The following is a 25,918-nucleotide window of genomic DNA, read 5'->3' on the forward strand; positions in this document are numbered from 1 at the left end:
GGGTCAAGCCTGAAATTACGTGGTGGGCTGGCGTCGAGCGAGGAATGAGCATCGACGGCAGCAATGAATGATTATTACAATACCTCCCGTCGTCCATGCTCTCTGCGTTCGCTGGACGCCAGGCTCCGAGGACACGTCATCCCGGACGTCACAGAGCTTGCGAGGTGATATTGATCCGGAATCCAGTGTACGAGGGGCTCACGTTCCCTCGCTATCCTTATGTCACCCTACTGACTCGATCAACCGGCTCGCCCTCCCGGTTTGAAAGGGAGCCGTCATTTTGTCGCGGTAAATTAACGGGTCAGAGCAGTCCCCATCTGCGGCGGAAGAAGAGTTCCAGGCAGAAGGAGAGTATGAAGATGGCCAGCACCCACCATTTGCGGTAGAGAGGAATGTCGGCGCGCTGTTCGATGGTTTTGGTTTGGGCCGGCAGGGGCTGAAACTCTTTCAGGGAGCCTGGGCTGAAAAGTTTTCCACCTGTATCCGAACTCAGCCACGAGAGCAGGGGCAGGTTGAAATCGAAATCGCGGGATTCGATGGAGGAATCAGCTATATTGAAGCGCCCGCCGCTCTTTTCCCCACTCACTTTGTCCGCGATCTGGAAGCTGTAGGCGCCGGCTTTGTCCAGGCTGAAGCGGGCGGAATACTCACCTTCGCTTTGGGTTAGGTAATCGCGGAAGACCTCCTTGCCGGAGGCGTCGGTGATGGTAAGCTGGGGATTTAGGTCGAGGCGTAGGGCGCGGATGTCGTCCTGGGCACGGAGACGCAAGTTGATTTCCTCCCCCAGGAAATAGCTGCCGTTATAGATGGCCTCGTAGCCGCTGGGCGAGGTGTTTGCCAGCCAGGTGATGGAGTTGGTCAGCAATTTCTGGTAGCCGCCGCCCGCGCTCTGGAGCTGCCATTTCCAGAGGTTGAGGAAGGCCAGGGCCAGTGTTTTGCCGTTGCCTGTGGTCCCGACGGCGATGGCGGGGGAGTTTTGGGCGTTGTCTATGCTGCCCAGCACCTCCGCTCCGCGGGAAGCCGTCACATAGTAATAGTCAAGGGGTGGAACATTTTTCAGTTCCGCGGCGTCGAAACTGAGCATGGGGTATTTGGCGGAGGCGGGGGTGGGGGAGAGAAACCCCTGGTAGGAAGCGGTGATGTTGGATCTCTGCAGGGGCAGAACCGAGGCCAGTTCAGGCAGAGGCAGGCCCTGCCAGAGGATGCCCACGCCGCGTTTGTGGGCGGAAGTCACGTAACTGAGCAGGTTTCCAGTCAGTTGGAGGCCGCCTTGGTTGATCAGGACCAGCGCGGCGAGGTTTTCCACGGGCAGGCTTCCGGCGGCGGCTTCACCGGAATAGGCCTGGCCGTCCCGAATCCGGTAATGCGAGGCTTCCCAGCGGGGATTGGCGCTGATGGCGTCCAGGGTAAACTTGTTGTCCCAGGCGGGGCTGTCGGAGAGCACCACCACGCGCTGTTTGTCGTTTAGCACCTCGATGGCGCCGGGCCAGTTGTTGTTGTTTTGTGAGCGTTCGCCCAGGCCGGGGGCGGAGACCTCCACCCGGAAGGGGAAAAAGCCGGTTTTGGGGAAGCGGTGGGTGAAATCAACGTTAGCGGTAACCCCGCTTTTCAATTGCACGCTTTGGCTGCCGAGCAGAGAATTCCCCTGCCAGAGCTTCACGGTGGCGGGGCCGTTGTAGTTGGCGGAATTAACCTCGGCCCGGATGAGGGTGGGCTCGTTGCGGTAAGCCTGGCGGTTGGTGATGGCGCGAACTACGCTCAAATCGGCTTTCTTGGCTGTCGTGGTGTCCGTGATGGCGTAAAAAGGGCATCCGAGCTGCTTTACCTGCTGCAGAGAAGCGTCGCGCAGCCATCCATCCGAGAGCAGCACCACTCCTTTCACCCGGCTGAAATCGTGCTTTTTGGCCAGTTCCGCCAGTGCCGGAGCCAGCAGGGTGTTGTCTTTGTCTAGTTCCAGCCCGGTAGCGAAATCGTAATGGTGCAGCTCGTAGCCGGCAGCGGCGAATTTATCTGCCAGCTCTTTGCCTGGGCCCTTCAGCCAGTTCTTTTTGGCGCCGGAAGCCGGGCCGCTGAGGTCCATGCTGGCGGAGGTGTCGGTGAGCACCAGGATTTGCTGTTTCTCTTTGAGTGAACGGATGTAATAGAGGATAGGGCTCAACAGCAACAGCAGCAGCACGGACAGGCTCACGAAGCGGAGCAGAAAGAGCAGCCAGCGCTGGCCGCGCTCCAGCTCGGGCCGGGTGCGCCAGTAGTAGTAGCCCGCCAGCAACAAGGCCACCAGGATGATGACGGCGTAGGTCAGGTTCAGGTCCTTATGTTGACATAGGTTCCAAACGCCAGCCCCTTGGAGGAATATCCCGGATAAAAATGTTCGATGGACTGGATTCCGAAGCCGAACTCCAAGCCTTTGAAGTTCAGCCCGATGCCAAAGGAAGTGCGCCAGGGGTATGAATCATTGGGTGAACCGTAACCCAGGAAGAAGGACAGGACGGGTATGGGGCGCAGTTCCGCGCCAAGGGCGATGCGGCCCTGGCGGCTGATCTCTGGGGAATCGCCAAAACCCTGGATGTAGTCTGCGGAAAGGGAGACCTGCTTGGTTTTGTACATTGCGGCAAGGCGCATTTCCATGGGGAAAACGGTGTTGAAAGGATCGGCCTTCGTCTGTTCGAAAGAGGAGGTGTAATGGGCTTCGGCTTCTTCATCCAGCAGGTCCAGCGCGTAGAGGCTGTCCGCCGCGAAATGAAGGTTGAATTCCTCCCTTACCAGTCCCCATCTGATGAAGCCGGGGATGTTGTCCAGGGTCAAACCCACGCTGAGGTTTTTCACCGGCTCGCAGTGGAGACCGATCAGCCCCTTGGCGCCATAGCCTCCGGCGCCGGCCAGTTGGGTGAGGTCCTGGTGGATGGTGAGTCCGTCCAGATTGGAGGAGAGGAGGCCTTCAAAGTGTGTGGTGGTGGTGTTTCCGATTCCGGCCAGGGCGCTCACGGCAAAGCCAAAGTCGATATCCGGAATGTTTTCGGGCAAGGGAATCCGGATGTCGCCCATCCCCACGGTCAGGTCCAGATAGCTGAGCGCCTCCACGTGATTGTCATCCCGTGTGAATTCGAAGACCTGGCTGCCGTCGCCGTTGCCGTAGAGCAGCAATTCCAGATACTTTTTGTCGAACGCGGCTTTGGCGCCCACACGCACGGAGCTGCTGAGCGCCACGTTGCCCATCGTGAAACCGAAGAGGGAAACCTGCCCGCCCACGCCGCTGGCGACCCTTTCGTCGATGGCGTCCAGGATCCGCTGTTTGTCCTCGTCTTCAAGGTATTCCTCGCGGGTGACGAAGTTGTAGAGGTCCAGGTCGAAGGAATTGTTTCCGATAAAGATGCCCGTGTTCAGCCCGGAAAGCCAGATATCGCCGACTTCCTTGCTGAGCAGGGCTGGGTTCCAGTAGTTGGCGTCGCAGCCCCGCGCCCGGAGCATATAGCTGTCGGAAAATAGCAGTGACCTGGAGGTGAAGGTGGTGGCCGGCAACAAGGCGCAAAGCGCGATCAGGGCCGCGAGCAGAGGTATTCGTTTCACGGCAGGTCCCCAGAAACCTTAACCTTCGCGGTGAGCATTCCCCTGATTTGGATGTAATCCGCCGGTGAAGCGTAGATGGTCACCGGAACCAGGCTTTCTTGCAGGCTCATCGAGGCCAGCACGTAAACCCGGGGATTGCCGAAAACCTGAAGCTCGGTTTCGTTAAGGGTTAGCTGGATGATCTGCGCTCCATTGGCATCCACATCCGGGCCCACATATCCGGATGGTTGCAAGGTAAGCTGTTTGGAAAAGCAGTAGCTGCCGGGGTCGGTGGGATCGATCTGTTCGGTGTTGCCCACATAGAGGGTGGCGGTGGCGCCCAGGGGGATGCGGTTCACCACTTCCAGGGTCAGGGCTGCGTCAAGCAACCGGTTCTGAATTTGGTTCTGAGTTTCGGCGGAAACCGTTACTTCAGACGGCCGCTGCATCGTGAAAACGTGTTCGTGCACGATGAAGTGGCAGGGCATATCAACCTGGTAAGTGCAATGCAGGCGGTTGGTTGAGCTCACGAAACCGGGCACCCCGCCGGAGCCGCCGTTGATAAGCAGGTATCCGTTCACCAGTTCCACCCGGTTGGGCATGATCTGCATCACCTCGCTGATGCCGTTGGTGAAGCTCAGTTCTGTGATGGAAGGACCTTCCTGGGTGGCGGCTTCAACCTCAAAGGGTTGCCCGTTGTCATCCAAAACGTTCACCCAGCGCTCCTCGCCGGTTTTTTCGTTTACTGAGTGGACCTGGCCGTGGAAAGTGGCGGAAAAGCCGAACTCGTTGTTGAGGTGCAGATAGATTATCGCTTCCTGGAGTCCCACCGCCTGGTCGAAATCCTCAGGATAATCGATGTCGATGGTGGCATAGGTCCCGTCCACAGCGCGCTCGTAATTGTAGAGGTAGCCCTCAAAATAGTCGCTGCTGATATTGCTGTTCAGGCGGTAGCCGCAGGTTCCGACGGGCGTCATGTGTGGTTGGTTGGATTGCACCTGCATGTTGATGCGCAGGTATTCCACCACGGTGCCGGAATTCTGCACCCCCAGTCTGTAGCCGCTAAGGTCCACGGAGCGCCAGTTCGGGTTGTCATTGCTCGAGATGATCATGGGTGTCCCATCCGGCATGGTAACATCCGGCAGGGTGACCAAAACCGTGGTTTGCGCCGGGTCGATGAGGTCAATGAAGAATTCCAGCCTGCCGCTTGCCATATGACCATAGGAAATGGCCACCGCTCCGGTGGGGTCGGCGAGGGAAAGGGCTATTTCAGGGTTGACTCCGGATTGGAGGTTCAGATTATCCTCGGAGCTGTTCGGGTTGAAGGTAACCATGCCGAATTCCGGGGTGGAGGCCTCTCCAGTCGTGGTGATGGTGAGGATGTCATTGGTCCCCACCACAACGTTTACGCTGTCCACCAGCTCGGAAACCAGGAAACGCTCGTTAAGCAGCGGAAGCGTCAGGTCCACGTCCCAACCAGGCAACCGCGGTTTCATATTGATGTCACAGGCGCCCAGAAGTAGCATCGCGCCCAAGAAAAGAATCAGTACTTTTTTCATCGGTTCACCATCCTTTCCGCCTTGGCGGGCAGATTTGTATTATTTGCTTCGAAGATACTCTTCTCTGCATCCTGATCTGTTGTCAAGCTTTTTCCTCGCCTGGGGTGAATTATCTTTCAAACCGGCCTATGCAGGCAAAGATATCGAGGCTGGTTCCGCCTTTCAGTCTGTAGCCTGGCGTCCAGCGGACGTTGTGAGCATGGATGATAGGAAGTAATGGAAGAGTCATTCATTGCTGACGTCGATGCTTGTTCCTCGCTCGACGCCAGCCTCTCCGCCAACTATTTCTCCTTTTCTCTCTTCCCAAATTCGCGTAACTTGTGGACACCCCCACACTATTTCAGCAACACCAGTTTCTTGGTTTCCCTGAATGCCCCGCATTGCAGGCTGTAAAGATAGACCCCCGCGGGAAGCTTTTCACCGCTTAAGGATATCTGGTGCGTACCGGGGCCGAGTTCATAGCGGGCTACGCTTTGCCCGCGCAGGTTAAAGATGCTCAGGATGCCTTTCGACCGCTCAGTAATGTCCGCCTTGATCAGCGCGCAGGCGCCCCTGTTCAGGGGATTGGGCCAGGCGTCATGCAGTCTGGCTACTGCTTCCGGCGCCAGAACATCTTCTATCGATGTGACGTTTCCCAACTTGGCGACAAAGATATCGTTACCTCCGCTTGAGGTTACTGTCTGGCTGCCGAAATTGGTTGTCCCTCCAAAATACCCGGTCACGTATGTGTTTCCAGCGCCATCGACGACAATGCCATTCCCCCCTTGATTGCTTATCCCTCCAGCTTGGGCAGCCCAGATCCAGTTGCCGGAGGGGTCCAGCTTAGCGGCGAACATATCTCCGTCATATGCCCCTCCACTTGCAGTCAGGGTATGGCTGCCAAAAGTGGCGGTACCATAAAAATGCCCGGTCACCCAAGCGTTACCCTCGCCATCCACGACTATATCATATCCTCTGTCAATGCTTATTCCTCCAGCCTGGACCGCCCAGATCCAGTTGCCGGAAGAGTCAAGCTTGGCAACAAAGATATCGTCGCTTCCGCTTGAGGTTAGTGTCTGACTACCAAAAGTGGTTGTGTCTCCAAAATACCCGGTCACATATGCGTTTCCCACACCATCCACGGCAATGCCATTTCCCTCGTCACTTTCTGTTCCTCCGGCTTTGACCGCCCAGAGCCAGTTGCCTGAAGAGTCAAGCTTGGCGACGAAACTGTCAAATTGTCCACTTGCTGTCAGGGTATGGCTGCCGAAAGTGGTGGTTTCTTTAAACATCCCGGTCACCCAGGCGTTACCCATGCCATCCACAATGATGTTAGTTCCCTCGTCACTTTCTGTTCCTCCGGCTTTGACCGCCCAGAGCCAGTTGCCTGAAGAGTCAAGCTTGGCGACGAAGATATCATAGTATCCGTTTGTCGTCAGTGTAACGTTTCCAAAAGTCGCTGTGCCTCCAAAATATCCGGTCACCCATGCGTTTCCCGCACCATCCAGAGCGATGCCAAAACCCACGTCATATTCTGTTCCTCCCGCATTAACCGCCCAGATCCAGTTGCCGTTTGGATCTAGCTTGGCAACAAAGATATCGCTGCTCCAATAGCCATTGGCCGTCAGTGTATGGCTGCCGAAAGTGGCTGCGTATTTAAAATACCCGACCACATAGGCATTACCCGCGCTATCCAGAGAGATGTCAAAACCACAGTCACGGTCTGTTCCTCCAGCTTGGGCTGCCCAGAGCCAGTTGCCGGAGGGGTCCAGCTTGGCGACAAAGATATCTAAGTCTCCATTTGACGACAGGGTCTGACTGCCGAAAGTGACGGTGTCAGAAAAATACCCGGTAACATACTGGTTGCCCTGGCTGTCAATTTCTATGGATTCGCCTGCATCCCCGCCTGTCCCTCCCGCGCCAACCGCCCACAGCCATTGTGGTGCCTGTGCTGTCAAAACAGTCGCTCCACAGAGCAGGACAAAATATAAAAAAAAGCTTGGAACCGTCTTCATTTTTCCTCCCGAAGACCTTTTTTTATTAAGGGGGACACATTGACGTGGTATTGCAAAATGTATCAAGCACAAGAACCTTTTCCTTTGAACTAAACCCGGGAAACAGTGATGAGCAAGGAGGACTATCTTGCTTCAGCCTGACGATACCGGCTGGTCGCTCACAGGTTATCTATACGTGTCCTCTCAGTCAGCAACTACCGCCGTAACGTAGTAAAAGCCAGGCGAAAGCGAGGCCGCGCCGCTATGTGTCCACTGCGGTTGTGTGATTGAGCTATCCTCACCAAATATCGTGAAGGGTCCTTCAGGACCGGTGGAGCAATAATAGACCAGATAGTGGTCCACACTCACCTGATTACCTGCTGTATCTACTGTAACGTCATCCCAATCCAGCAGGATATCCGTGCCGTTTGTGCTAATGCTCAGGTTTTCCGGAGCTATGGGGATTCCTGCACTCGTAGTAGCGCCGATCCTGACGACAAAGATATCATAGAATCCGTTTGATGTCAGGGTATGGCTTCCGAAAGTGGCTGTGTCTTGAAACTCTCCTGTCAAATAGGTGTTTCCCGCTCCATCCACAGCGATGCCATTTCCCCGGTCCCATTCTGTCCCTCCCGCCTTGACAGCCCAAATCCAGTTGCCGGAGGGGTCCAGCTTGGCGGCAAATACATCTGTATCCCATTCGCCACCGCTTGCTGTAAGGATATGGCTTCCGAAAGTGGCTATGCCTTCAAAACATCCGGTCACCCAGGCGTTTCCTGCTCCATCCACGGCGATGCCATTTCCCAGGTCCCATCCTGTCCCTCCCGCTTTGACAGCCCAGATCCAGTTGCCAGAGGGGTCCAGTTTGGTTGCAAAGATATTTAGACCGTCTGCTGTCAGTGTATGGCTGCCGAAAGTGGTTGTACCTCCAAACTTCCCAGTCACATAGGCATTACCCGCTCCATCCACGGCGATTCCATTTCCCATTACATGTTCGTCGTCTGACGCTCCTGCACGGACAGCCCAGATCCAGTTGCCAGAGGGATTAAGCTTGGCAACGAATAAATCATCAAGTCCGGTTGCCGTAAAGGTATAGTTTCCGAAAGTGGCTGTGCCTCTAAAACGCCCGGTCACATAGGTGTTATCCGCTCCATCCAGGGCGATGCCACGTCCCTCGTCACCTCCTGTCCCTCCTGCTTTGACAGCCCAGAGCCAGTTGCCGGAGGCATTCAGCTTGGCGACAAAGATATCGCCATACCCAGAGCCATCTGCTGTCAGTGTGTGACTGCCAAAAGTGGCTGTGCCATAAAAAGTACCGGTCACGTAAGCATTGCCCGCGATATCCAGGACTATGTCCGTTCCAGATCCACTGGATGCCCCTTCCGCTTGGACAGCCTGGAGCCAGTTGCCATCGGGGTCCAGCTTGGCGACAAAGATATTGGTATTATAAGTACTTCCGCCTGCCGTCAGTGTATGGCTTCCGAAAGTGGCTGTGTCTGCAAAATACCCGGTCACGTAGGCGTTACCTGTGCCATCCAGGGTGATATTATTTCCCCTATCATATCCTATTCCTCCCGCTTTTACAGCCCAGATCCAGTTGCCAGATGGGTCCAGCTTGGCGACGAAGATATCGTTGCCTCCACTTGCCGTCAGTGTATGGCTTCCGAAAGTGGCGGTGTCTGCAAAACCACCGGTGACATACTGGTTGCCCTGGCTGTCGGTGGCTATGGATAAGCCACTATCCATGTCAGTTCCTCCCGCGCCAACCGCCCAACTCCAATCGGGCGTCTGCGCACTTAAAACCGCCGCTCCGCAGAGCAGCACAAGAGCCAAAAACAAGTTTTGAATCGTCTTCATTTTTCCTCCCGAAGACCTTATTTTTATGCGGGGACACATTAACGCAGTATGATAAAACGTGTCAAGCACAATAACCTTATCCCATTGAACCAAACTCGGGTAATAGTGATGGGTAAAGGCAAACAAGCGCCCATATATCTCAGAATCCTTATGCCGTTTGTTACTCCATTTGCCCTTTCGCATCCGCCTCTTTACCACTTCCTCTTAAGTTCCCATTGGGCCGTTGGAAAGTCAATGGGAAGTGAATGGTATGTGAGTGTGATAGGGAAAATGGAGGACTCACGCAGATTGCATAAGTAGCGGCGGTCACCGAAGCGCCTTTTTCCTTGGAGCCTGGCGTACAGCGGACGTTGTGAGCATGGATGATAGGAAGTAATGGAAGAGTCATTCATTGCTGACGTCGATGCTTGTTCCTCGCTCGACGCCAGCGTGTGGTCTGGCCGTTAAGGCCCTTTCCTGTGTTCCGGAAGCGCCACCCGCCCAATACTCGTATCAAGTGCGGGCATTGTGCGGGAGGCAAGGGAGAGGGATGTAATAGGGCGCTAAGGGTGTAGCTGACTGGACATTGGGGCGGGCAGGCATGTTATTGGCAGGGTTCTCGTTAGGGATACACTTTGCCGGGCAAGCCGGCGCCGTGATCAATCTGGCACAAAGAAAAACGTGGGAATCACCGGGCGGTGTTCCCACGTTTCGGAGGGCATTCTATGTAGGGTCTGTAGGGTATAGACAGTATAAGCGTTTTTTGGGATATGCCAAAAAGAATTATTCGCGTCTTGTCGCGGCGGGTTCCCAAAGCCAGTTCAGGAGCGCGTTTCAAACCAATCCTGGATTTTTTTCAGGGCTGCCCCGCCGTGGGCTTTGAGAAGTCGGATTTCGTCGCGGCTGATATTAACCGCCTGCTCCTGCGGGTCGATAGCCAGCACTTTCCTGGCCACCAGTTCCGCCTTCACCAGTTCGCCGAAGGCGGGATGCCAGGGTCCTCCGGCAATTTCGGCCGGGTCGATGTTCGAGGGAATCCCCTCTTTGATGATGCGAATCCCGGCTGACTCGGCCACGGGATGGTAATCCGCGCACTGGCTGACGGCCTCTTCCAGGCTGAGGGGAAGGTAAGCGCCGGAATTGTAAAGCTTTTCCAAAGCGGTGCCGCGGATCACGATGAGAGGATAGAGCCGCAGGAGGTGGGGCCTCAGTTCTTCGAGGGCTTTCCGGTTCTCTGACAGGCTGGCTTCCGTCCATCCCGGCAGGCCGGGCATCAGTTGCACGCCCAGTTCAAAATTCTGGTTTTTCACCCTGAGCGCGGCTTCCAGGGCCTCCCTGCCGCTGTAGCCCCGGCCGGAAGCAGCCAGCACGACATCGTTAAAATCCTGCACCCCCAGTTCGATGGTGCGGATATTCCACCGCTTGCAGTGGGCCAGGATTTCGTCGCTCACATAAAGGGGATGGGTGGAAATCCGGAAACTGGTGGAGACGTCACAAACCGCCATCACCGCGCGCAGCAGCCCTTCTCTAAAATGCTCTTCCCAGGCGGTGAAAGTGCCTCCGTAAAAGGCCACCTGCTTGGCCCGGCCCCGATGGCGCTCCACAAACTTACGCACCCCCTCCATCGCTTGCTCCGGGTCGAAATCCCCGCTACCGGCAAGCTTGTCCTGGTCGCAGTACACACATCTGCCCGGACAGCCGCGCATACCCAGAAACACCGGATAGATCAGCGTTCCTTCAGAACCTGCCCGGGGAAATGTTGTCATTTGTAACCTCCCTCAGTTGTCAAATATATTGAGCAAAATCCAGACCAATGCCGGCAATATGTTTTTCAGGCCCTGTTTCAATACGGATGGTAAGTAAGACCGAAGGGCGACAGAACCACGCGTTTTGATTTCTGTCGCCCTCCGGGCTAGAGTAGCCGGATCACCCGCCTGATTTGGAAAGAGAGCCTTTTTTGGGATTGCTGCCAGAATTACCTTGACAGCAAAGGCGCGAAAGCTTAGAAACGCCACAGCGAGGTACACATTATGATCCATCTTCCCACACGAATCTTTTTCGGCGAGGGCGCCCTGCTGAAAGCGGCGGACCAGCTTTTGAGCCTGGGTAGCCGACCCCTAGTTGTCACGGGGCGTTCCAGCGCCAGACTCAGCGGCGCTTTGGACGAGCTCAGCCTGGTATTGGACAGGGCCGGTCTGGCTTGGGAACTTTTTGACCAGGTGGAGGAAAACCCCAGCCTGGATACCGTTCTGGCGGGGGCCAGGCTGCTGCGGGAAAGCGGCTGCGACTTTCTGATAAGCATCGGCGGCGGCAGCCCCATCGACGCGGCGAAAGCCATTTCTCTGGCGGCGGCGAATTCCCTGGGGCGCGACGAAATCTACCAGACAGGCAAATTCAGGGCAGCCCTGCCCCTGGTGGCCATTCCCACCACTTCCGGAACCGGGACGGAGGTGACGCAGTATTCCGTGCTCACCGACCCCCTCAGCGGCATCAAAGCTGGCTTTGGGCACGATCTGGCCTTTCCCCGGCTGGCGGTTTGCGATCCGCGCCACACGCTAAGCCTGAACCCGGCCGTTACCCTCAACACCGCCCTGGACGCACTTTCCCACCTGCTGGAAGGCATTTATTCAAACAAGCGCGACCCCCTGCTTTACCCCCTCATCCACAGCGGCGCCAAAGCCATCAGGGACAATCTGCAAGCCGTTCTGGACAATCCGGACGGCCTGCCCGGAAGAACGGAACTGATGAGGGCCTCGCTCTACGGAGGCATCGTCATCGCCCAGACCAGCACCACCCTGCAGCATTCGCTTGGTTATCCGCTCACCACAGCGTTTGGCCTGCCCCACGGACAGAGCAACGCCATGGTTATGCGCCAGGTTCTGGAGCTCTATTATCCCGCCCTGGAAGCGGAACTGAACGCCCTCTTCAGGGCTTTGGGCGGTAGCCGAAAAGATTTCGAGGCCTGGCTGGGGAAACTTCCTTTCGGCAGGAAACTGGAGCTGGACGACGCCTTCATAAAAAAGAGCGTGGGCGAGGTTTTGGCCAGCCGCAACATGGCGAACAACCCCATCGAGGTAAGCGCAGAACAGATCAGGGATATCTACCGCGGCCTGAAGTGACGGCGGCTCACCACTTCTTGAAAATGAAAAACACCGCCCCAATGAGGAACAGGAAGCCCACCAGATAGTTCCAACGGAATTCCTCCTTGAGGTAAAGCACGGAAAAGACGCTGAAAACCAGCAGGGTGATGACCTCCTGGATAGTTTTCAGCTGGTAGGCGTTGAAGACCCCGTGCCCGATGCGGTTGGCCGGCACTTGGAAGCAATACTCGAAGAAAGCTATACCCCAGGAGATGAGGATCACAGTGAAGAGCGGGGTGTTCTTGTATTTGAGGTGGCCATACCAGGCGAAAGTCATGAAGATATTGGAAATGGTGAGGAGGATGATGGTTTTCACTTTTACTCCCTATAATAAGCCTGAAGGTCCCACTGTATCATGTTTTCCATGGCAATGCCCTCCCTCCAGTCGGCGCCGGGGGGAAGCTCTTCCAGGATGGCGCGGCTCATGATCCTCACCGTTGCCTTGAGAGAAGTAGGCAGGGAATGCCCGTTCACCAGTCCGGCCAGGAGCAGCGCGGCAAAGCAGTCGCCCGCCCCAGGTTTGTGGCCTGGGCTCACGGCGAAGGGAAGGCGGCTGAGGCTGTCCTCGGGAGCGTTGTAATGCAGCACTTCAAGTTGACTGGGGTCGGCGGTGGGAACGGAGGTCACCACGATTTGTTCCGGCCCAGAAGCGGCAATGGCCTGGCACCAGCGCCTCACCTCATCCGGCTCTGCCCGTGGAGTGGGGTCGGCCCCGGCCAGCAGCGCGGCTTCGGTGAAATTCGGGGTGATGAGTTCCGCTTTTGCCACCAGGCGGCGCATGGCATCCACGAGGGGAGGGCCGAAACAGGAGTAAAGGCTGCCCTGGTCGCCCATCACGGGATCCACAGCCACCAGGGTTCCGGGCTGCTTCAGCCGGTCGATGGCTTTGCCCACCAGTTCCGCCTGTTCGGCCGAAGCCAGGAAACCGGTGCTGATGGCGCCGAAACGCAGTTCCAGCGCCTCCCAGTGATCCGAGAAGGGCTCAATTTGGCCGCTGAAGTCGATCCAGAGCGGGTTTGGGAAATCCGTATTGGCGGAAAGGATGGCCGTGGGCAGGGCGCAAACCCTGATCCCCAGCCGGTACATGATGGGGATGAAGGCCATCAGCGAAGTGTGGCCGAAGCTGGAAAGGTCGTGGACCGCCAGGATCCTCTTGCTGGCTGTGTTTGTAGTCATATCTATCCTCGGACAGGGAGTTGCGCCATTCAGGCGGCGGCGACAATTTTGGTCAAGCGGAAAATCCCCGCCGGAAAAAATGGGATTCGCCCAAGCCCTGATCAGTAAATTAATGGCAGCCCGAGCGGGCAAACTTGTGCTTGACACAAAAACGCCATACTGGGATTTGGCGTGGAACAGCTTTCAAAGCACAAATACAGGAGGATACAATGCTTGTACCCGATGAACTATACTACACCGAGAGCCACGAATGGGTGAGCGTCAAAGACGGCATCGCCACCATTGGCATCACAGATTTTGCCCAGCATGAACTGGGGGATATCGTCTTTTTGGAACTGCCCGACGCCGGGGCAAAGGTTTCCGCCGGAGAGCCCTGCGGCACCATCGAAGCCGTGAAATCCGCCGAGGACCTCATCAGCCCGGTGAGCGGAGTTTTGGAAAACAAAAACCAGGAAGCCGAGGACAACCCCGAAATCATCAACCAATCTCCCTATGAAGAAGGCTGGCTCTACCGGGTGCGCATGAACAACGAAGAAGAACTGGCCAATCTGCTCACTCCCATAGAATATAAAAGACTCATTGAGGGCTGACCCCGGCCAGGCCGTGATCACCAAAAACAAGAATTTCCTCATCATCCTCTCCGCCCCTTCCGGAGGAGGCAAGAGCTCCATCCTGAGAGAAGTGCTGAAAGCCCATCCGGGCATCGACTACTCCGTTTCCTACACTACCAGGCCTCCCCGGGGCCAGGAAAAGGATGGCGAGCACTACCACTTTGTGGATGAGCAAAGCTTTCTGGCCCGCCAGGAGGAAGGGGATTTTCTGGAGAGTGCCAGCGTCTTCGGAAACTGGTACGGCACCTCCGTCAGCTTCATCCAAAGTCGGCTGGCCGCGGGACGCCACGTGATCCTGGACATCGACGTCCAGGGCGCCGCCCAGATCAGCGCCACCACGATTCCCTACGTGAAGATCTTCATCGTGCCGCCCTCGATGGAGATTTTGCGCCAGCGCCTCACAGAGCGCTCCACAGATTCGCCCAGGGAAATCGCCAAACGCCTGACCATCGCCCGCCAGGAGCTGGAATTCATCCCTGCTTACGACTATCTGGTGGTGAACGACCGGCTGTCCGATGCCGTGGCCGACGTCATCGCCATCATTAGGGCCGAGGAAAACAGCGTCAGCCGCTACCGGGAGCCGATCGCCGGCTTCCTTGAACAAGGAGAAAAACATGATCGATAAAAACATCGAATCCTTTCTGGAGAAAACAGACCTCAACTACCTTTTCTGCCTGCTCTCCAAACTGGAAGCGCAGAGGCTAACCCAGCTTCCCGTGTTCGTGCGCCAGAAGTTTTCCAAAAAGATATCAGTGCTGGCTATGGAACACGTGTCATCGAACGAAGTGCCAGATTACTTTGCCGAGATCGAGGAGGCGAACGAAATGATGGCCAAAATGGCATCGCCTTTCGCCGATGATGAAGCCGACATGGGCGAAGAGACCTTCGACGATTCCGAGAAACACATCGAAGAACTGATGCACGACAACCTCGACCGCTATTCCGACGACGAAGACGACGAAGAAGAATAAGCCGTCCCGATGTCCCGCGCCCTGCTGCAACACCTTGAACTGCTGCGCAACCTTGGAGTGACGGAAATCTACCGCCCCGCCCCTGCTGCCGGTGAGGACGGGCCCGACCTGGAAAGCCTGCGCCAGCTCCACTCCAACTGTCAGAACTGCCCTCTGGGCGCCACCAGGAACCATTTTGTTTACGGAGAGGGCAACCCCCGCGCCCGCGCCATGCTGATCGGCGAAGCACCCGGAGCCGAGGAAGACCGCACCGGCCGCCCCTTTGTTGGAGATGCCGGCAAACTGTTGAGCGACATGCTCCGGGCCATCGAACTGAAGCGGGAGGACGTCTATATCTGCAACATCCTCAAGTGCCGCCCTCCCAACAACCGCGATCCCGGGCCGGCGGAACGCGCCGCCTGCATGCCTTTGCTGCTTGAGCAGATAGAAACCATCCAGCCGCGCATCATCCTCATGCTGGGCCGCGTGGCCGCTCAAACCCTCCTGAACAGCAATCTCACCCTGGAAAAGCTCCGCGGCTTCGTGCATACTTTCCAGGGCATCCCCAGCTACGTGACCTACCACCCAGCCGCTCTGCTGCGCAATACACACTGGAAACGCCCCGCCTGGGCCGATTTGCAGAAATTCCGCGACCACTACCGCTCCCTGGATTGAGAACCGCCTGATTCCGGTCACCCCCTTTCCCACAACCAGTTCCAGATAAAGACACAAAAAAGGCGAGACCTGATCGGCCTCGCCGGTTCACGCCAAAGGCGTGTTATAGGAGTGGAAGGTCAGTCGGGTCTGTTCTCTTCCATGATCTTTTGGGATTTTTCCATGAGGGTTTGGGCTTTGTCGATGAGGGTGAGGAATTCCTTCCTGTAGCCGTCTGTGTCGGCGCCGAGGTTCTCAGTTGCGAGGGCGCGCACCATATCCCAGGTCAGGGCGGCCTTGTGTTCGCTGTTTTGCAGCATCATGGCATATCCCACCGCGGCGGCTGAGAAGCCAAAAGTGTGGGAAACGTCTTTCAGGCCCAGGGTTTTGTTGTAAACTGGGGTTTCCAGGGGGATGGAGGTATCGCCGTCGGGCAGTTTGTAGCGCAGTTTCACGGTCATGACCTCGGGCGAGTTGCGCGATTCCTCGGTGATGGTGGTGGTTTGGTATTTGAGGGAGTCGGGGACGGGTATCTCTTCCTTGGAATTGGCGGGCACGATCTCATAGATGGCCGTCACGGAATGTCCGGCGCCCAGTTCTCCGGCGTCCTTTGTGTCATCCTTGAAGTCCTCATCGTGCAGCAGACGGTTCTCATAGCCGATAAGGCGGTAATATTTCACGTGGGCGGGGTTGAATTCCACCTGGATCTTCACGTCCTTGGCGATGGTGTAGAGGGTGGCGCCAAGTTCGTTCACCAACACCTTTTTGGCTTCCATGATGTCATCGATGTAGGCGTAGTTGCCGTTGCCCTTGTCGGCCAGAAGCTCGAGGCGGTCGTCTTTGTAATTGCCCATGCCGAAGCCGAGCACGGTGAGGAAAACGCCCTTGTTGCGGTTCTCTTCAATGAGTTTGGTCATATCGGCGTTGGAGGAGACGCCGATGTTGAAATCGCCGTCGGTGCAGAGGATGATGCGGTTGTTTCCTCCGGGGATGAGGTTTTCCACGGCGGTCTTGTAGGCAAGCTTGATGCCCGCTCCGCCGGCAGTGGAGCCGCCGGCCTCAAGGTTGTTCATTGCGGCGGAGATTTTGGCCTTTTCCTCTCCGGAAGTGGATGGCAGTACCAAACCTGCCGCTCCGGCATAGACCACGATGGCGACCCTGTCTTGGGGCCGCAGGTTTTCCAAAAGCAGTTCCATGGATTTTTTAACCAGCGGAAGCTTGTTTGGGTGGTCCATGGAGCCGGAAACATCCAGCAGGAAGACAAGGTTATTGGCCGGGGCTTTGCTCATGTCGATCTTTTTGCCCTGGAGGCCGATGTGCACCAGGTTGCGCTTCTGGTTCCAGGGACAGATGCCCATTTCAGTGTAGATGGAGAAAGGCGTTTCGCCCTGGGGCTGGGGATAGTCGTAGTTGAAATAGTTCAGGATCTCCTCCGTCCTGACGGTGTTAGGGGTGGGCAGCCGGCCCTGGTTGAGCTGGCGGCGCACATTGCTGTAGGTGGCTGTATCCACGTCGATGGAGAAGGTGGAGAGTGGGTCCGCTAGCGGGCTGTGGAATATGTTTGGGGTGATGGAGGCGTAATTCTCTGTGTTCCAGTCCGGGGGATACTGGCCGGGTAGCGGGGCCAAGCTGTAGCTGCCGTCACCCATATCCATTAAGGACATGTGGACCTCGCCGGTCCGTCCGCCGCGGGTATGGATTTCGCCCACTTTGGTCACGCCTGATTGCAGCTCCACTATCTCCGGCTCCACCACCGTTTCGGGCACCAGGATCCCCGGTTTGAGGCTGATGTTCAGGATGGCTGTGCGGCCCGTCTTGACGTGGATATTATCACCTTTCCAGAGCTCATAGCCTTCCAGCGAAGCATTGACAAGGTATTTGCCGGGGATGAGGCCGCGGGCAACGAATTTGCCTTGCGAATCCGAACTCACCACCGCCACCCGCTGATAGTCCAGATAGCATTCGATCTTCACATTGGCAAGGGGCTTGCCATCGTGGCTGCTAACCCTTCCCCTGATGGTTCCGGTCTCCTGGCTCTTGGCCAGGCTGAAGCTGAGCAGCACCGCGACCACCAGCAGGAGCAAAAGTTTCTTGGTCATCTCTCCTCCTTGGGAATTCAGAATTTGGTTCCAAAACCAATACTTACTGAGGTCGGAATCCCTGTCAACAATTATCTTGAGGCCAGCCCGGGAAGGGGCTGGATTTCTGTCATTTCATCAGCAGCAGCTTGTGGCTGCGGCTGTTCGTCCCTGTTTTCAGGCGGGCGAAATAGACGCCGCTGGAAACTTCGTTGCCCCGGCTGTCCCGGCCATCCCAAACATAGCTGTGTTCACCGTCCTTCAGGTTGGAGGAGCAGAGTTCACGCACAAGCTGACCCCGGAGGTTGTAGATGCCCAGGCTGGTAGGGCCGCTTTCGGGCAGGGTGAACCTGATGGTGGTGGAGGGATTGAAGGGGTTGGGGAAGTTGCTGAGGCAGGGCAGTTGCGGCGGCACCTGCGCGGGGTCATTTGCTGATGTGGTGGAGGGATGGAAGCGGATGATGCCTTGTCCAAGGCTGTCCATCCACAGGTTGCCCTGTGGATCCAGCTCGAGCTCTTTGATCCTATTGTATGTCAGGGGCGAATTATTCTCCATAAATGCACTGAATTCAGTGCCGTCGAAACAGACCAGGCCGGTGTTTTGGGTGGCTCCCCAAACGCGTCCGTCCGGAGCGGCGACCAGATCCAAAAAACAGCGGAAGGGATGGTTTCCGTGCGAGATGTCCCAAGCTTCCCAAACGCCGTTCAGATAGCTGCAAAGGCCGGATGAGGTGCCTATCCAGAGTTTCCTGTCCGCTCCTATGGCCAAGCATTGGACTTGATTGTTCGTCAGGCCGGAGTTCTGGGTGTTATAGATTTCGGTGCTGTCTCCCAGATAAACCAAGCCGCCAGTGGTTGCCAGCCAGGCATTGTTCACTCCGTCAAAGGCCATGTCTAACACACCAGGCAGAAGCACTGCCTTTTCTGTCCAGGCTCCCTGCTCCAGCCGGTAAACGCGGGTCTGGTAGTCCTGACTGGAGATGGTAATCCAGGGTATGCCGTTGCCGTCGAGTCTGAGGAGGTTGAGCGTACCTTCGGGCAGGTTTTGGAAAATGAGGTGGTATCGTGTCCAATTGGTTCCGTCAAAACTGACGATACCTCCGAAGTAGTTGTCCCTAAACCACATGGTTCCATCCGGGCTGAAGGCCAGCTCATGAGGATTGCGGAGGTAGGAGTATTCCGTGCTGTACATGAAAGTCCAGTTATCCCCGCTTTTTTTCGCCAGGGCGGATGTGCCTCCCTGAAAATCGTGCAAGCTCATCCAAAGGTCGCCTTGGTGGTCGATCGTCAGGCAACCCAAGTTATTGGTGGGCAGAGGTGAGTTCGAGCAGTCGAAAGCGCTCCAGGAGGTTCCGTCATGGATGGCCACCCCGCCGCCGGTTCCCAGCCAAATCCTGCCCGTGGCGTCTTCCATGATTGCCCGGGTCGAACTCAGATGAGGCACTTGGTTGGGGTCCAGCAATTCCCAGCCGTCCCCCTGCCTTCTTAGCAGGTATCCTTTTCCATCCCAGGCACGGAAGGCGGCCAGCAGCCTGTTTTGGCTGTCCACCGCCATGTCGGTGACAACGTGCATATTGTAGGGAGGCTGGGTGAGATCATGGATTTGCGCGCCTCCGGAGTCGATGCTGAACAGTTGGCCTGTGCCGGTTCCCAGCCAGAGACGGCTGCCGTCGTGGGCAAGGCCGAAGATGTCCTGGTTGGGCAGGCCCAGATCTGACATGGACTGGCTGATCCAGGAAGAATCGGCAAAGTGCGAGATGCCGAAAGTGCCATTGCTTGTGTTGTACCAGCCCAGCCAGGGAACACCCTGCTGGTCCAGCGCCATGCCCCTGATCACCTGGCCCCAGATGGGGTCGCTGCCCGCGGAGTAGGGCACAAAGGTTCCCCCCACATAGTGGCAGGCGTAGTCATTTCCGCCGTTATTACCCATCAGCAGCCACAACTCGGTGTCAGACAGGCAAAATATCTCGCGCGCAGCGTTGGTGGGCAAGCCGCTGTTCTGGCTGTCGAAATACTGCCAGTTTTCACCCTCCACCCGGTAGAGGCCTTTGCTGGTGCCGATCCAGAGGATTCCGGAGGGAGACACCGCCACAGAAAGGATCAGGTTGTTACTGAGAGGGGAGTTGGATTTGTTGATAAACTGTTTTAGCTGGGTGATGGTGTCGTATCGCACCAATCCGGTTGTAGTGCCAATCCACACGTCATCGGCGTGGTGGGCAAAAGAGCGGATCTGACCGCCGTAACTGAAGTATTCCCACTCCCCGCCCTGGGCTGTAAGCGCCACAGTGCCAAGCAGCAGGACCGCGCAGAGGATGATGGTTGATCGAGTCATTTTTTCCTCGTCTTTGCTTTTATGGTAAAGACAAAAAGCGATCCGCTCCAAGGCATGCGTGACAACTTTGCGGTGCTTGGAAAATATGTCAAGGGGAAATCGCCTCCGTTACGGCTGGCGCTGTGGATTATTTTCACGGACCCCCCGGTCATCCCTGTTATTGCCCTTGGCAACATACTACCCCCCAAAAAACAAAAACCACGTCATTCTTGGCTTGACCCTGAATCCAGTGTGCGAGGGCTTGCGCTCCCTCGCTATCGTTATTCCGCCCTATGGGCTCGATCAACCGGGTTTCCCGTCGGCCAGGCCCTTAGCGCCCGAGCCTTTCCCCCTCCCACGCCTCCCGCACAATCCCCGCACCGAATACGGGCATTGTGCGGGAGGAGCTACCCAAACACAGGACAGGGCCTTCACGGCCGGTCAGCATGGACCCAAGCTGGTGTCGAGCGAGGGACGAGCAGCGAAGGCAGCAACACATCCTGTAGTCCAAGCTCGCAGGCTCGCTGGACTCCAGGTTTCCCCGGCAGCGAAGGCAGCAAAGCCGGTCCGGGCGCGGGATTTGGAAAAGAGCTTGGTTTAGAACAGAGAGTAGCTGAAGCCGAGGCCCAGGATTTCCTTCCACTGGATATCCGGGCTTTGTTCCTTTTCGTAGATAAAATCGAGGTTCAGGTTCAGGCTCAGCATCTTCCAGAGGTTTAAGCTGAGCAGGTTTTCCCACTTGAGGTCGGGCGCTTTCCAGTTGTCAACTCCGGCCACTGCGTCGGATTTGAAGAGGGCCTTGTAAGCGCTGAGGCGGCTGTTGTAGCTGGCATTGAGCAGGCCGAAGATCTGTTTGAACTCCACGATTCCCTCGATGCCCCCATCCACGGGGATGCCGTCAACTCGGCGGTTCCAGTTTTCGCGGACGGCGCCGCCGATCCGGGCGTTCAGCTTGGTCTTTTCGCCATCTACGATGGTCTTCATGATACCGGCGCTTTCGGTGAAGAGGATGGGATTGACCACAATGGTTTTGGTACCGGCCTCATCTAGGAACTGGGAATCCGCACGCAGGGATAGGTATGGGTCCACAAAGGTTTTCAGGGTGAACTGCATCAGGGATTCGAAGGCGATCTGGTCGGTGGATTTCTGGGGTTTCTCCCAGTAGGTTTCACCCAACAGGTCCTCTTTCTGGAGGTGGGTCTGGCCGAAGGCGAGCTTGAGGGTGTTCTTGTTTTTAAGCCACTCGGCCAGATGTTTCTGGGCGGTGTTGTTCATGGAGGCGGTCCAGGTGATGTTGCTCAGTTCGCTGCCGGCCCAGTTGTCGCTGAACTGGCTTTGGGTGAGGTTCACCATGATGTCGGAATCGAACTTCCAGGCTTCGGCGAAGAGGAGGGCGAAAGACAGCAGCAGGGCTGCGGCTAGGATAAGTCTGATGTTCTTCATGTCATTGTTTCCTTTAGGCCCAGATGCCGGCGGCGGTGAGGGCTTGTTTGATGTTTTCCAGCAGGGATGCCTGGACGGCAGCCATGTCCGTGTTGTTCACATGCGCTCCGATGCCGTATTTGATCTCGGCGGCGGAGGCGTCGGCGATGGTGATGGAGGGGGCGGGGTCTTTGAGGACGCGGCTTTCAGCTTCCAGAATGCCTTTGAGGATGTCGCGGGCCTTGTTCAGGTCGGTTGTTCCGGGCACAACAATGGCCAGCTCGATCTTGCGGGTGGGCATGGCGGAAAAATTGGTGATGGGCCCGCCGACGATGGCGCTGTTCGGCACGATGATCTTCTTGTTGTCGCTGGTGAGGATGGTGGTGCTGAGGATGCCGATGTCGTGCACCGTGCCGGTTTGGCCGCCAGCAACCACTGTATCGCCAAGCTTGAAGGGACGCAGCCCGATCAGCATCACCCCGCTGGCAAACTGGCCCAGCGTGCCCTGCATGGACATGCCGATGGCCAAAACGGCGGCGCTGACGATGACCATGAATGAGGAAGTTTGCACGCCCAGGCGGTTGAGCGCGGTTAAAACCACGATGAGCAGCAGGACGGCATAGACGATGTTGCCGATGAAGGTAGCGATGGTCTTGTCCGCCTTACGCTTGAGCATCAGGCCGCAAAGCGCCTTGCTCACGGCTTTGGCTATCCAGTTGCCGACGATGAAGATGACCAGGGCGATGGCCAGCTTGATCCCGAAAGCTCCCAGTTTTCCAGGAAGTTCTGCCAGGTTGATATTCATTCTTATACTCCTTAATGCGGCATTGTCGCCGCGGAATTATCTGTGATATATTGCAAATATAATCCGGATTTGCTTCATTGCCAAGATATTCAGCGGATAACTGTCACACAGGTTCAGCTTTTCACGCCGGTCTGGAGTCCAGCGAAAGAATTGAGCATGGACGGCAGGATAACCTGCTGGAGTCAATGCTCGTTCCTCGCTTGACTCCAGCGAAAAGAAAAGGGGCGGAGCAGAGTCCGCCCTTGCCTATATAAAACCCGGGCTCAGCCCAGTTCCGGATAAAGCGGAAATTTATCCGTCAGTTCGCGCACCTCGGCCTTCATCGCGGCCAGGTATTCTTCGTCGGTATGGTTGTCGCGCACGCGTTTGATGAAATCCGCGATAAGCTTCATCTCGTCCACGCCCATGCCCCTGGTGGTCACGGAGGGGGTTCCCAAACGCACTCCGGAAGCCACAAAGGGGCTGCGGGTGTCGAAGGGGACGGTGTTTTTGTTGGCGGTGATTCCGGCTTTGTCGAGGGCTTCCTCCATTTTTTTGCCGCTGGGGCCGCCTTCTTCCTCTGTGCCCATGTTCATCAGCATCAGATGCGTGTCCGTGCCGCCGGAAACCAGTTTCAGCCCGTGCTGGGTCAAAGCCGCGGCGAGAGCCTGGGCGTTGTCGATGACCTGTTTCTGATAGGCCTTGAATTCAGGCTGGAGAGCTTCGTAAAGCGCGGCGGCTTTGCCGGCGATGGCATGCATCAGCGGGCCGCCCTGGATGCCGGGAAACACCTTGCCGTCGATCTCTTTGGCATATTCCTCCTTGCAGAGGATGATTCCCGCCCGGGGCCCGCGCAGGGTCTTGTGGGTGGTGGAGGTAACCACGTCCGCGAAGGGAACCGGGTTCATGTGCAGGCCGGCGGCGACCAGCCCGGCGATGTGGGCCATGTCCACCATCAGCTTGGCGCCCACCATGTCGGCGATTTCCCGGAAGCGGGCGAAATCCATCTTGCGGGGATAGGCGCTGGCGCCGGCCAGGATCATCTGCGGTTTGTGCTCCTTCGCCAGGGCCTCCAGTTCGTCATAGTCGAACTGCTCGGTGTCTTTGTTCACGTTGTAGTGGATGATGTTGTAAAACTGTCCCGAAAAGGAAAGCGGGTGGCCGTGGGTGAGGTGTCCGCCGTGGGCGAGTTCCAAGGAAAGAACAGTGTCGCCAGGTTTTACGAGGGTGAAATAGGCCGCCATGTTCGCCTGGGAACCGCTGTGGGGCTGAACGTTGGCGTGTTCGCTGCCGAAAAGCTGTTTGGCGCGTTCGATGGCCAGGCGTTCCACCTCGTCGATGTATTCGCAGCCGCCGTAGTAGCGGCCATAGAGGTTGTAGTTGATCTTGCCGGTCTTTTTGCTCCAGCGGTAGGGGTATCCTTCAGCGTACTTGTTGGTCAGGACGCTGCCCTGGGCCTCCATAACCGCCATTGAGGTGAAGTTTTCGGAGGCGATAAGTTCCAGATTCTCGCGCTGGCGCTTCAGTTCCGCCGCTATGACCGCGTAGAGCTCGGGATCTTGCCTTTGGATGTGTTTCATTGTTTGTCTCCTTCCAGTAGCTTTATTTTTTCAATTCTGTTTTGGTGCCGGCCGCCTTCAAAGGCCGAGTTCAGCCAGTTGTTCACTATCTCCAGGGCGTAGGGAACTGCCGTGAAGCGCCCTGCCAGGCAGAGAACGTTGGCGTCGTTGTGGATGCGGGAAAGGCGGGCCAGATCGGTGTTTGTGCAAAGAGCGGCACGGATGCCCCGGACCTTGTTGGCCGTGATGCTCATCCCGATTCCGCTGCCGCAGATCAGGATGCCGCTTTCGGCTTTGCCGGCTGCAACGGCTTGGGCAGCGGGGGCGCCGGTGTCCGGATAGTCTATCGAATCCACCGAGTGGGTGCCGAAATCTTCAAACTCGTGTTCCGGAAAGGTCGCTTTGATGGCTTCCTTGAGTTCGTAGCCGGCGTGGTCGCTCGCAATCGCGATTTTCATTTTAACCTGCCATGAGGCACGAAAGTGCCACGCAATAATATTTTGAGGCCGCGCTTTCGCTTCTGCTCATCACGACCACGGGTTTCACGGTTCCCTGGATCAGCCCAGCCAGTTCTCCGCCTCCGAAGAGCATCAGGCCTTTGTAAAAGCTATTGGCGCTTTCCAGGCTGGGAAAGATGAGGATATCGGCATCTCCGGTGATGGGGCTGTCCACGCCCTTGATTTTTCCCGCGGCGGGGTCACAGGCCAGAAAAACGTCCAGCGGCCCGTCCACCACGCAGTTTTTGATCTGGCCCCGCTCGGCCATTTTGGAGATGAGAGCGCTGTGCAGGGTGCTTTCCATGCCCGGTGAAACCTTTTCGGTGGCGGAAATGAGGGCGACTTTGGGTTTTTCGATCCCGAAGCGCTGGGCCATCTCCACGCTGTATCTCACCATGGCGACCTTTTGCTCCAGGTCGGGCTGGGGCAGCACCGCCGTGTCGCTGATGAAGAGGAGTTTGGAATATTTGGGCAGCTCCAGCGCGCAGACGTAGCTCATCACCGCCTTGGGGGGCAGCAGGCCTGTTTCCTTGTTCAGCACAGCTTTCAGGAGCTTGTCCGTTCCCACCAGGCCTTTCATCAGCACATCCGCCTCCCCACTACGGGTCATTTTTACTGCCTCAATGGCGGCGTCGCCGGGATCGGCCACGGGCCTGATCTCAAACAGGGTGGGGTCGATTCTCTCAGCCGCGCAAACTGCCCTGATCCGCTCTTCATCGCCCAGCAGGATGCCCTGGGCGAAACCTTCGGAAACCGCTCTGGCAATGGAACTAATGGTATTTGGGTCCTCCGCGGCGGCCACGGCTATCCGGGTTTTGGTGCCCAGTCCCCGGACGTGGCGGGCTAGCTCTTCCAGAGAGCGGATGGGTTTCATCCCTGCCGCGCTCCCGCCAGCAGGGCCGCCAGGGCGATGGAATAGAGTTTGGAGCGTTCGCTGTCGCCCCGCGAAGTGAGCACGCAGGGCACCTTGGCGCCCATCACCACGGCGCAGAGCTCGCTGTCCATTAGTTTGACAATGGATTTATAGAAGCAGTTCCCGGCCTCGATGTTCGGGAAGAGGATGCAGTCGGCGTCTCCGCAAACTTCACTCTGTACGCCCTTTATCAGCGCGCTTTCCTTATCCACGATGAGGTCGAAGCCTAGAGGCCCTTCCACGATCGCGCCTTTGATCTGCCCGCGCTCTGCCATCTTGGCGATGAGGGCGCCGTCGGCGCAGGAGGGGATTTTGGGCAGGGTTTGTTCAGAGGCGGCCTGGATGCCCACCTTGGGTTTCTCGATGCCCAGGAAGTGCGCCACGCGGATGAGATAGTTCGTGATGGCTACTTTCTGCTTCAGATCGGGCAGCGGGATGATCGCCACGTCGCCGAAGATGAGCAGTTTGTGGTAGCTTTTGGGTTCCGCCACGGTTACGTGGGAAAGGATGGCGCCGTTTTCCATCAAGCCGCGCTCCTTGTTCAGGATGGCTTTCATATAGCGGTCGGTGCTCAGCAGGCCCTTCATCAGGAAATCCCCTTTGCCGGAATTGATCAAGTCCACGGCTTTGGCGGCCGCGGCTGTGTCTGAGGGCGAGTGCACGATTTTGAACACCGTGGGATCGATCTTTTCAGCCTCGCACACCTTGAGGATGAGCTTTTCATCGCCCACCAGTATGCCTTCCACCAGGTCCATTTCCACGGCCTGATGCACGGCGCAGATGGTGTGGGCGTCCACTGCCCAGGCAGCTACGAGGCGCTTGTTCGGAAAAGGTTTCAGGACTTCGATCATCTGGTCCAGTTTGGTGATCTGCATTAATACTCCATCTATGTTTTATTTCTTGCGATTC

General features: G+C 56.9%; 21 protein-coding genes. 5 read left to right on the plus strand and 16 right to left on the minus strand.

Annotation, left to right across the window (positions count from 1 at the left end; all coding sequences use genetic code 11):
- Positions 1-301: 301 nt before the first annotated feature.
- The 6 genes from GX466_01880 to GX466_01905 form a co-directional block, all read right to left on the minus strand.
- Complete coding sequence (locus GX466_01880) at positions 302-2,302, minus strand: hypothetical protein (GenBank protein NLH92958.1); 2,001 nt, start codon at positions 2,300-2,302, stop codon at positions 302-304.
- A gap of 2 nt (positions 2,303-2,304) precedes the next feature.
- Positions 2,305-3,567: a hypothetical protein gene (locus tag GX466_01885; protein NLH92959.1), complete on the minus strand. Its 1,263-nt coding sequence runs from the start codon at positions 3,565-3,567 to the stop codon at positions 2,305-2,307.
- Positions 3,564-5,105 carry a hypothetical protein gene (locus GX466_01890; GenBank protein ID NLH92960.1) on the minus strand — a complete coding sequence of 514 codons (1,542 nt, stop codon included), beginning with the start codon at positions 5,103-5,105 and terminating at the stop codon, positions 3,564-3,566. Before GX466_01890 ends, GX466_01885 begins: the two co-directional genes overlap by 4 nt.
- 335 nt (positions 5,106-5,440) lie before the next feature.
- The gene (locus GX466_01895) at positions 5,441-7,099 is read right to left on the minus strand and encodes a T9SS type A sorting domain-containing protein (protein NLH92961.1); all 1,659 of its coding nucleotides are present in this window, start codon (positions 7,097-7,099) and stop codon (positions 5,441-5,443) included.
- 183 nt (positions 7,100-7,282) lie between these two features.
- Positions 7,283-8,935 (minus strand): hypothetical protein, encoded by a 1,653-nt coding sequence (locus tag GX466_01900; GenBank protein NLH92962.1) that lies wholly within the window; start codon positions 8,933-8,935, stop codon positions 7,283-7,285.
- 800 nt (positions 8,936-9,735) lie between these two features.
- The gene (locus GX466_01905) at positions 9,736-10,680 is read right to left on the minus strand and encodes a radical SAM protein (protein NLH92963.1); all 945 of its coding nucleotides are present in this window, start codon (positions 10,678-10,680) and stop codon (positions 9,736-9,738) included.
- 264 nt (positions 10,681-10,944) lie between these two features.
- Here GX466_01905 and GX466_01910 point away from each other — a divergent pair, with 264 nt between their 5' ends.
- Entirely contained in the window at positions 10,945-12,033 is a 1,089-nt protein-coding gene (locus GX466_01910) for an iron-containing alcohol dehydrogenase (protein ID NLH92964.1), read from the plus strand.
- Positions 12,034-12,040: 7 nt separating this feature from the next.
- Here the strand turns inward: GX466_01910 and GX466_01915 are convergent, their stop codons facing one another.
- Positions 12,041-12,370 carry a DMT family protein gene (locus GX466_01915; protein NLH92965.1) on the minus strand — a complete coding sequence of 110 codons (330 nt, stop codon included), beginning with the start codon at positions 12,368-12,370 and terminating at the stop codon, positions 12,041-12,043.
- Between the two features lie 2 nt (positions 12,371-12,372).
- Complete coding sequence (locus GX466_01920) at positions 12,373-13,230, minus strand: pyridoxamine kinase (GenBank protein NLH92966.1); 858 nt, start codon at positions 13,228-13,230, stop codon at positions 12,373-12,375.
- Between the two features lie 209 nt (positions 13,231-13,439).
- Between GX466_01920 and gcvH the strand changes: the two genes are divergently transcribed.
- From gcvH to GX466_01940, 4 genes are read left to right on the plus strand one after another with little or no spacing between them, the layout of a single operon-like run.
- A complete protein-coding gene (gcvH, locus tag GX466_01925; GenBank protein NLH92967.1) occupies positions 13,440-13,820 on the plus strand; it encodes a glycine cleavage system protein GcvH in 381 nt (126 codons plus the stop codon).
- 13 nt (positions 13,821-13,833) lie between these two features.
- The gene (gene gmk, locus GX466_01930; GenBank protein NLH92968.1) at positions 13,834-14,466 is read left to right on the plus strand and encodes a guanylate kinase; all 633 of its coding nucleotides are present in this window, start codon (positions 13,834-13,836) and stop codon (positions 14,464-14,466) included.
- Positions 14,456-14,812: a hypothetical protein gene (locus GX466_01935; GenBank protein NLH92969.1), complete on the plus strand. Its 357-nt coding sequence runs from the start codon at positions 14,456-14,458 to the stop codon at positions 14,810-14,812. The genes gmk and GX466_01935 overlap by 11 nt, the downstream gene beginning before the upstream one ends.
- Positions 14,813-14,821: 9 nt before the next feature.
- The gene (locus GX466_01940) at positions 14,822-15,466 is read left to right on the plus strand and encodes a uracil-DNA glycosylase (GenBank protein ID NLH92970.1); all 645 of its coding nucleotides are present in this window, start codon (positions 14,822-14,824) and stop codon (positions 15,464-15,466) included.
- Between the two features lie 119 nt (positions 15,467-15,585).
- Here the strand turns inward: GX466_01940 and GX466_01945 are convergent, their stop codons facing one another.
- The 8 genes from GX466_01945 to GX466_01980 form a co-directional block, all read right to left on the minus strand.
- On the minus strand, positions 15,586-17,544 hold the full coding sequence (locus GX466_01945; protein NLH92971.1) for a DUF3520 domain-containing protein: 1,959 nt from the start codon (positions 17,542-17,544) through the stop codon (positions 15,586-15,588).
- A 109-nt stretch (positions 17,545-17,653) separates the two neighbouring features.
- Positions 17,654-19,855: a T9SS type A sorting domain-containing protein gene (locus GX466_01950; protein ID NLH92972.1), complete on the minus strand. Its 2,202-nt coding sequence runs from the start codon at positions 19,853-19,855 to the stop codon at positions 17,654-17,656.
- A 576-nt stretch (positions 19,856-20,431) separates the two neighbouring features.
- Complete coding sequence (locus tag GX466_01955; protein NLH92973.1) at positions 20,432-21,277, minus strand: DUF3078 domain-containing protein; 846 nt, start codon at positions 21,275-21,277, stop codon at positions 20,432-20,434.
- Positions 21,278-21,290: 13 nt separating this feature from the next.
- Positions 21,291-22,061 (minus strand): mechanosensitive ion channel, encoded by a 771-nt coding sequence (locus GX466_01960; GenBank protein NLH92974.1) that lies wholly within the window; start codon positions 22,059-22,061, stop codon positions 21,291-21,293.
- Between the two features lie 263 nt (positions 22,062-22,324).
- Positions 22,325-23,620, minus strand: a complete 1,296-nt coding sequence (locus tag GX466_01965) for a serine hydroxymethyltransferase (protein NLH92975.1) — start codon at positions 23,618-23,620, stop codon at positions 22,325-22,327.
- Positions 23,617-24,057, minus strand: a complete 441-nt coding sequence (gene rpiB, locus GX466_01970) for a ribose 5-phosphate isomerase B (GenBank protein ID NLH92976.1) — start codon at positions 24,055-24,057, stop codon at positions 23,617-23,619. The genes GX466_01965 and rpiB overlap by 4 nt, the downstream gene beginning before the upstream one ends.
- Position 24,058: 1 nt before the next feature.
- The gene (locus GX466_01975; protein NLH92977.1) at positions 24,059-24,970 is read right to left on the minus strand and encodes a phosphate acetyltransferase; all 912 of its coding nucleotides are present in this window, start codon (positions 24,968-24,970) and stop codon (positions 24,059-24,061) included.
- Positions 24,967-25,884 (minus strand): phosphate butyryltransferase, encoded by a 918-nt coding sequence (locus GX466_01980; GenBank protein ID NLH92978.1) that lies wholly within the window; start codon positions 25,882-25,884, stop codon positions 24,967-24,969. Before GX466_01980 ends, GX466_01975 begins: the two co-directional genes overlap by 4 nt.
- Positions 25,885-25,918 lie beyond the last annotated feature (34 nt).

This window comes from Candidatus Cloacimonadota bacterium (genome assembly GCA_012516855.1).
Taxonomy (GTDB): Bacteria; Cloacimonadota; Cloacimonadia; order Cloacimonadales; family Cloacimonadaceae; genus Syntrophosphaera.